Below are 7272 nucleotides of genomic sequence, written 5' to 3'. Positions count from 1 at the left end.
GGTAAGCTGCAGAGCGTCTGTGTGTTTCCTTCAGTTAACCTCACGTTCAATCTTGTCGCTATTTCATGTTAATTTTCACCAGTCTGCTTGCCTTCTACCTTGCTTGGAACCTAGGTGCAAATGACGTCGCTAACTCGATGGGAACCTCCGTGGGGTCCAAGGCAGTAACGCTGCGACAGGCATTGGTGATCGCAGGCATTCTAGAATTCACCGGAGCTGTGCTGTTTGGGCGCAACGTCTCCGAAACGCTGGCGACAAAAATTGTTAACCCTACCTTGTTCAGCGATCGCCCAACCGTTTTGCTGGTGGGAATGGTCGCTGTGTTAATTGCTTGCGGCGTCTGGCTCAACGTTGCCACGGTTTTCGGGCTGCCTGTATCCTCCTCGCACGCGGTCGTTGGCGCGATCGCGGGCTTCGCGTGGGTTGCAGTGGGTCCTGGAGCAGTGGATTGGCAGTCGATCGAGCGAATTTCGCTCACGTGGGTTGCCACGCCGATCGTGAGCGGCGCGATCGCGGCTTTGTTCTACAGCGCGGTGAAGCGCTGGATTCTCGATCAGTCCGATCCGCTAGCGCAGCTACAGCAGTGGATTCCCTGGCTCAGCGCTGCACTGCTCGGCGTGTTTGGCGTCATCGTCTTACCGACGCTGACCCGTCCACTTCAAGTCTGGCTGTCCACGCAGGTTGGCTGGTCTCTGCCAGCCCACGATTTGCCAATTGCAATCGGCGCGATCGCGACACTCGGACTGTCCCTCGCAAGCTGGCAACAGCTAGAGAGCCTGACCAAACAGAAGATTCCTTCTCCCACCGAACGCCTCCTTGCTCGCTTCCAAGTCATCAGCGCCTGCTTTGTCGCCTTCGCCCACGGCTCAAACGATGTTGGAAACGCCATTGCTCCACTGGCGGCGATCGCTCACATTCTTCGCACGGGTAGCGTTCCCCTAGACGGCTTTCGGGTGCCGCTGTGGATTCTGGTCATTGGCGCGTTAGGCATCGTAGCAGGATTGGCAGTGCTGGGTAAAAAGGTGATTGCGACGGTGGGCGAGGGAATTATTTCGCTGCAGCCCAGCGGCGGATTTTGCGCCGAACTCGCAACAGCATTGACAGTGCTGTTAGCCTCTCGCCTTGGACTGCCTGTGTCTACATCTCATGCGTTGGTGGGGGGCGTTGTTGGAATTGGGCTAGTGAAGAATGCTCGATCGATCCAACTCAAAACTCTGGGACCGATCGCTCTTGCATGGGTAGTCACAATTCCGATCACGGCGGGACTATCTGCCCTTCTGTTCACATTAGGTTGTGAATTGATTGTGCAGAGCGTCTAATTTTCTAACTGCATTAGTAGCGTTCGGGCATAATGCTTTCAGGGGTTAGGGAACGTCAGCAAAGCAAAATTGCAGAACGCTTAGCGAGTTCGCAAGCTGTTAGGGAACACTGATGAAGTGCTGACGTTGGGTGCAAGCAATTTGGCTATCGATGAGGGGGCAAGCATGGTGCAGCAGGGCGATCGATCGGAACATACCCTTGAAGCAGCTCAGTCAGCCGAAAAAGCGCTGCAAGCTGTCACTCAAGATCTCCAGCGTCTTCACCAGGGATTGGTCACTCAACTGTCTGATGAAGTCGCGCAGCTGCAAGCAGAAAAGGCGCGGTTAACGGCTGAAATTCTGCAACTGCGGGCAAACCATCATGCTCTGCAAGCTCAACCGCTGCCACCCGCTTCACCTCCCACCGCCAACCCTATTCCGTTTGAAGCACCTGCGGCTCCCTTGCCGCTACCAAAGCAAAAGTCAGAGCCTCCCTCTCAGTTTCGGCTTGGCTTTCTACTGGTGCTGCTTTCTACGATGGCGCTATCGTTTCACAATGTCGTCGTGCGGGTTATCGGCAGCCAAAGCACGGTTTTGGGACTGTTCGATACGGGTGGCTTCATTAAACTCGGATTCGGCAATTCGCTGCTGATTCTGTGGCTGCGGATGCTGGTGGTGCTACCGCTGATGGTTCCCGTAGCAATGGTGCTGTATCCCAAGGTCTGGAAGGACATCAAAAATTTTCTGACTGCCTCCGATCGCAAACCGCTCTTTAGCGTCGTTGGCAGCGGGGCATTTTTGTTTTTGTCGCAGATTCTAATTTACATTGCGATCGGGCAAATCGGACCGGGCGTTGCCGTCACGATTCTGTTCATGTATCCAATCATTACAGTGCCGCTGGCGTGGCTGCTGTTCCGCGATCGTCCGACGGTGCTGCGCTGGGCAGTCATGGGAATGATTCTGCTGGGCATTCTGTTTACTGCCTATCCTAGAATTCAATCGACGGCGGCAATGTCTGGAACGGGAGTATTCGCTGCGATCGCAGCGGGAACTGCCTTTGCCTTTTATTTGATTTTCATGCAGCTTGGGTTTAGAAAGTTGCATCCAATTCCGGTCAGTTTGATTCAGTTCTCAACGATCTTTCTGCTGTCGAGTGTGCTGCTGGTGCTGCCGTTTGAGTTTGGTGTGCGGGTACAGCAGACACAAGGCTTTGTTTTGGGGGGCATTGTCTTAGGGGTGCTGACGCTGGTAGGCTACCTGGCGAATAACTTTGGTGTGCGCTACATGGGTGCGGCGCGGGCGTCGATCGTTGCCTCTAGCGGTCCGGTCGTTACGGCACTGCTAGCATTTTTGATCATTCACGATCCGCTTCAGTCTGTTCAAGTTCTGGGGATTCTGCTTGTGACGGGGGGCGTTACTGCTCTAAGCTTTGAGCGGATGAAGAAAACGTAATACTGGTTAGTGAGCAGTAGTCAGTGATCGCGGAGTGGTCAGTGACGACGCTGCGGACTACGAATTACGAACGGCTTCAACCTGTTTACTCACTGAATTAAGTTGCCCTATGTCTCTTGATGCGCTGCTGGCTGGCAAAAAACAGCTTCCGGGGGTAAACCTGGAAGACGAAGACTTATCGAATCAAACGCTTCCGGGGATAAACCTAGCAGGTGCACGGCTAACCGGAGCCGATTTGACCCGATCGACCTTGACGGGGTGCGTACTGGATGGGGCAACGCTGATTGGTGCTCAATTAACGTCAGCAGACCTGCGGGGGAGCTTTCAGGGCGCAAACTTGATGCAGGCAGACTTGACCGAAGCGGATTTGCGATCGGCCAATCTACGTGGGGCAAATTTAATTCGCGCCCGACTGAATAAGGCAACGCTGGCGGGCGCGTTTCTCAGCGGTGCCAACCTAACTGGGGTCAATCTGCAAGGTGTGGATTTGCGCGGAGCCGATCTGCGCGGAGCAAATCTTAGCGGAGCAAACCTCCACGGAGCCAACCTGAGTCAGGCGGATTTACAGGGAGCGCTGCTGAGTGAGGCAAACCTGGAAGAGGCGGATTTGCAGGGCGCAAATCTGGCGGGCGCGAATCTGGCGGGCGCAAATCTACTCTGTAGCGAAATAGGCAGCGCTAATCTTGACGGAGCTAACCTCACTGGAACCTGCTTTGTGGGAACGGTGCTGGATCGGGCGGCTTCAGAAGTAGGAATCAAGAGCTAGGCTGTTGCGATTGCTTGACTGACTTGAGATGCGTCAGAATTAAGAACCTGGAGTCAAGAAGCAGATGCAGCAGCCAGTCGAAACGACGATCGAGTTTGACCACGTAGGTTACGAGGCAAATGGACGATCGCTCTTGTCTGACCTTCGTTTTACCATTGCCGCAGGCGAATTTTTGGTGCTGTTGGGTCGCAGTGGCTGCGGTAAAACCACCACCATGAAGCTGATCAATCGCCTCCTGACGCCGACCCGTGGCGAAGTCCGTGTTCAAGGAACTGCCACGACCAAGTGGGACGCGATTCAACTCCGACGCCGCATTGGCTACGTGATTCAAGAGACGGGGCTGTTTCCCCACTACACGATCGAGCGCAATATTGGCGTCGTGCCATCGCTTCTAGATTGGAAACCCAAGCAGATCAAATCCCGCGTTCACGAACTGCTGCATCTGGTTGGACTTGATCCGGCTCAATTTGTCGATCGCTATCCACATCAGCTTTCTGGTGGTCAGCGGCAGCGGGTTGGGGTTGCTCGCGCCCTCGCTGCCGATCCACCGATTCTGCTGATGGATGAGCCGTTTGGGGCACTCGATCCGATTACTCGACTAGAGCTGCAACAGGAATTGCGGCGACTGCAACACGAGTTGGGCAAAACCATCGTGTTTGTAACCCACGATCTGCAAGAAGCGTTTGTGCTGGCATCGCGGATTGGGCTAATGCAATCGGGAGAGCTGATATTTTTAGGTGCGCCAGAGGAGTTCGGGCGATCGACCCATCCAGAAGCGCAAACCTTCCTTAGAACGCTGCGCCCATCTGAGAAGGCACAAGAGCACTAAACTATCGTTAGGTCAGGCTGTTAGCGACTAGCTAATGGCGATCAGCTACTGACTGGTGAGGGATGAACAATTTCTTTTTGATTCGCTATGGACCAGAAATTGTGCAGCGATCGGGGGAGCACTTGCTGCTGGTAATCGTTGCGATCGCCGTTGCGACCGTAGTTGGCATCCCCTTGGGCGTTTTGATTACGCGCAATTCTAAACTGCGACAGCCTGTGCTGGCGATCGCAAATATTCTGCAAACGATTCCCAGTCTGGCGCTGTTTGGGCTGCTGATTCCGGTTCCAATTATTGGCGGCATTGGCGCAACTCCGGCGATCGTCGCCCTGACGCTGTATTCGTTTCTGCCGATTATTCGCAATACCTACACCGGCATCTCAGGCATTGATCCGGCAATTCGAGAAGCGGGACGCGGCCTAGGAATGACCGATTGGCAACTGCTGCGGCAAGTAGAGATTCCGCTGGCGCTGAGTGTCATTCTGGCAGGCGTGCGGGTAGCGACGGTGATTGCGATCGGCATCGCCACGATCGCAGCGGCAATTGGAGCAGGCGGGCTTGGCGTCTTTATTTTTCGCGGCATTGCCGTTGTCAACGATCAGCTAATTCTGGCGGGGGCGGTTCCGGCAGCCGCGATCGCGTTGATTGCAGACTACGGAATCGGCTGGCTCGAACGTCGATTTCGGGTCAGTAAGTAGCACAGAAGAATGCTCTGATGTTGGTCAAATTCGTCTCAATCTAACCTGCATTAGGGCATAGCAACTTATTGTGCTGTCGGGCTTGTCTATGCCATTTACCTTCTTAGTGGATGTCGGTTCCCATCAGGTTGCTAGTTAAGTATCCCTGAAACAGCACAGTCAGAAGTGACGGTTGATTGAGGGAAGATTAGCGGCGATCGTACGACTAATACGACTAATCAAAATAAAACAGTGTCACAATTTTGCGTTGTTCCTCAGCATCGCGGCAGGTCGTTAGCAGCGTGTTGCTGTCGTGAAACGCAAAGCAAATTAGCTGCTGGCAGCGCGAAACAATTTCCTGATTGCATAGCGAACTCGCTTCCGCCAGCGACAGCGTATTGTTGCTCGGATTTTCTACTAAATGCATAACCTGTTCGAGTTGCTCCCGCGACTCACGCGGCTGCCGCTCCAAGCTTTGCGGCAGAATCACAGTTAGCAGCGTCGGATCTGCTCGCAGCGCCCCTCGAATCGCGGCAAAGTTTGTTCCCGTTGCACCGGATGTAATCAAGCGATTACCTTCCAGCACCAAGGCATAGCTCATCATTTCAATTAGCGTTTGGTGCGTAATCGGGACGTGGCGCGATCCTAACAGCGCAATGCGTTTGGAACCTGTTTGCTGAATAGTCGCGAGCTCTTGTAGAAAATCATCTACTTTTGGCAGATCGATCGATTGACTCAATGACGGCTTCCCTGAACGACCCAAATATCTTATCAGACCGGGCGATCGTTCGCGTGGTCTTCCAGGAGTTGCAGCACTTCGTCACACCAGCCAATCCAATCTACCTCGTAGCGGATGCCTCGCCGCAGCACTAGGTACTGTAAGTTGTGCGCAAATGAAAGCGGCTGACGCGGTTCAAAATACTCCGCCTCAATCCGATGGTAGGCCGCTAACTTTTGCTGATGGGCCTGACGGTGGCGCTCAATTTCTTGTCGCAGAACTGACGGATCGACCTGCATACCCACGAAGGTTTTCACCAAAATTTCTTCCTTAATGCCGGCAATGCTGCACGGCTCGGCAATCCATTCCACAAGCTGTTGGTGCCCCAGTTCCGTCAGGTGGTACAGCTTTTTGTCTGGGCGACCCGTTTGAGGAACAATCTCAGAGGCGATCGCGCCTTGGTCTTCCAGCTTTGCCAGTTCGCGGTAAATCTGCTGGTGCGTCGCGTTCCAGAAGTAGCCGACAGAGCTATCAAATTCCTTCGTCAGGTCGTAGCCGCTGCGAGCCGTATCGACCAGTAGTGCCAAAATTGCGTGTGCTAAAGCCATACGTTCTAGATACCTTTATATGCAATCTTTTGCATATTCACCTGTTGACATATTCAACTTGTTGCATATACTCTAGCTAATAAGCAACTAGTTGCATAGCAGCCCGTCCAACTCCGAATCGACTCAATTCATCAGGAGAATAGGCTTGATGCAAGCAACCTCTATTAGAACGCCATCTAAACGTCGCTGGCTAATTGTCGCGCTGACCACCGCGATTGCAACAGGCGCGATCGGCGCCTACCGCATGGCTCAGCCCGTCACGTCCAAAGCTTCGACTGCCACCGCACCTGCCGTAACCGCCGTTACTGCGTTGGGACGGCTAGAACCGAAGGGTGAAGTGATTCAACTCGCAGCACCGACTCAAGGGGTGCGAATTGAGCAGTTGCGTGTCAGACTGGGCGATCGCGTCCAGAAAGGACAGATCATTGCCGTGCTGGATTCGCGCGATCGCTTGCAAGCGGCTCTCGATCAGGCAAAGCGACGAGTAGACGTAGCACAGACGCGGCTGGCACAAGTCGAAGCAGGCGCAAAAACGGGAGAAATTAACGCCCAGCAGGCAACGATCGATCGCGTCCAAGTGCAACTGCGCCAAGACGTTGCCGCAAAAGACGCAACAGTGCGGCGTCTGGAAGCCGAAGTTCAGAACGCAGACTTGGAATATCGTCGCTATGAGTCGCTGTATCGAGACGGTGCCGTGAATGCTTCACAGCGCGATGGCAAAAAGCTAACGCTGGATGTGGCAATGCAGCAGCTTAATGAAGCTAGAGCCAACCGCACGCAAACGGCACAGACCCTTGCCAAGCAGGTCAACGAAGCCGAAGCAACGCTCGATCGCATTGCGGAAGTGCGTCCGGTGGATGTGCAGGCGGCACGGGCAGACGTGAACAGCGCGATCGCCGCCGTACGCCACGCCCAAGCCGAACTCGA

The 7272-nt window shown here is 54.2% G+C and carries 8 protein-coding genes; 6 read left to right on the top strand and 2 right to left on the bottom strand.

Annotation, left to right across the window (positions count from 1 at the left end; all coding sequences use genetic code 11):
- The first annotated feature begins 65 nt into the window (after positions 1-65).
- The 5 genes from H6F43_RS04710 to H6F43_RS04690 all read left to right on the top strand — a co-directional run bounded on the left by H6F43_RS04710 (position 66) and on the right by H6F43_RS04690 (position 5040).
- Complete coding sequence (locus H6F43_RS04710; RefSeq protein WP_190341163.1) at positions 66-1319, top strand: inorganic phosphate transporter; 1254 nt, start codon at positions 66-68, stop codon at positions 1317-1319.
- 141 nt (positions 1320-1460) lie between these two features.
- Positions 1461-2750, top strand: coding sequence for a DMT family transporter (locus tag H6F43_RS04705; RefSeq protein ID WP_190341161.1), 1290 nt, complete (start codon positions 1461-1463; stop codon positions 2748-2750).
- A gap of 109 nt (positions 2751-2859) precedes the next feature.
- Positions 2860-3516 carry a pentapeptide repeat-containing protein gene (locus tag H6F43_RS04700; protein ID WP_190341159.1) on the top strand — a complete coding sequence of 219 codons (657 nt, stop codon included), beginning with the start codon at positions 2860-2862 and terminating at the stop codon, positions 3514-3516.
- Between the two features lie 64 nt (positions 3517-3580).
- Positions 3581-4345, top strand: a complete 765-nt coding sequence (locus H6F43_RS04695) for an ATP-binding cassette domain-containing protein (protein ID WP_190341156.1) — start codon at positions 3581-3583, stop codon at positions 4343-4345.
- 62 nt (positions 4346-4407) lie between these two features.
- The gene (locus H6F43_RS04690; protein WP_190341155.1) at positions 4408-5040 is read left to right on the top strand and encodes an ABC transporter permease; all 633 of its coding nucleotides are present in this window, start codon (positions 4408-4410) and stop codon (positions 5038-5040) included.
- Positions 5041-5254: 214 nt separating this feature from the next.
- On the opposite strand, the gene H6F43_RS04685 is transcribed toward H6F43_RS04690, so the two are convergent.
- Together H6F43_RS04685 and H6F43_RS04680 are read right to left on the bottom strand one after the other, a co-directional pair.
- Positions 5255-5758 carry a DNA recombination-mediator protein A gene (locus H6F43_RS04685; RefSeq protein WP_190341153.1) on the bottom strand — a complete coding sequence of 168 codons (504 nt, stop codon included), beginning with the start codon at positions 5756-5758 and terminating at the stop codon, positions 5255-5257.
- A 32-nt stretch (positions 5759-5790) separates the two neighbouring features.
- Positions 5791-6345 (bottom strand): PadR family transcriptional regulator, encoded by a 555-nt coding sequence (locus H6F43_RS04680; protein ID WP_190341151.1) that lies wholly within the window; start codon positions 6343-6345, stop codon positions 5791-5793.
- Between the two features lie 148 nt (positions 6346-6493).
- Between H6F43_RS04680 and H6F43_RS04675 the strand changes: the two genes are divergently transcribed.
- The coding region (locus H6F43_RS04675) for a biotin/lipoyl-binding protein (protein WP_190341149.1) at positions 6494-7272 on the top strand (779 nt) is incomplete at its 3' end.

It is taken from the genome of Leptolyngbya sp. FACHB-36 (genome assembly GCF_014695955.1).
Taxonomy (GTDB): domain Bacteria; phylum Cyanobacteriota; class Cyanobacteriia; order Leptolyngbyales; family Leptolyngbyaceae; genus FACHB-36.
Note: the sequence above shows the minus strand (reverse complement) of the source record. Positions and strands in the feature narration are given on the sequence as shown.

Coding starts and splice junctions, on each gene's coding strand:
- H6F43_RS04710 (WP_190341163.1), top strand. CDS start 66: ATGTTAATTTTCACCAGTCTGCTTGCCTTCTACCTTGCTTGGAACCTA.
- H6F43_RS04695 (WP_190341156.1), top strand. CDS start 3,581: ATGCAGCAGCCAGTCGAAACGACGATCGAGTTTGACCACGTAGGTTAC.
- H6F43_RS04690 (WP_190341155.1), top strand. CDS start 4,408: ATGAACAATTTCTTTTTGATTCGCTATGGACCAGAAATTGTGCAGCGA.
- H6F43_RS04680 (WP_190341151.1), bottom strand. CDS start 6,345: ATGGCTTTAGCACACGCAATTTTGGCACTACTGGTCGATACGGCTCGC.
- H6F43_RS04700 (WP_190341159.1), top strand. CDS start 2,860: ATGTCTCTTGATGCGCTGCTGGCTGGCAAAAAACAGCTTCCGGGGGTA.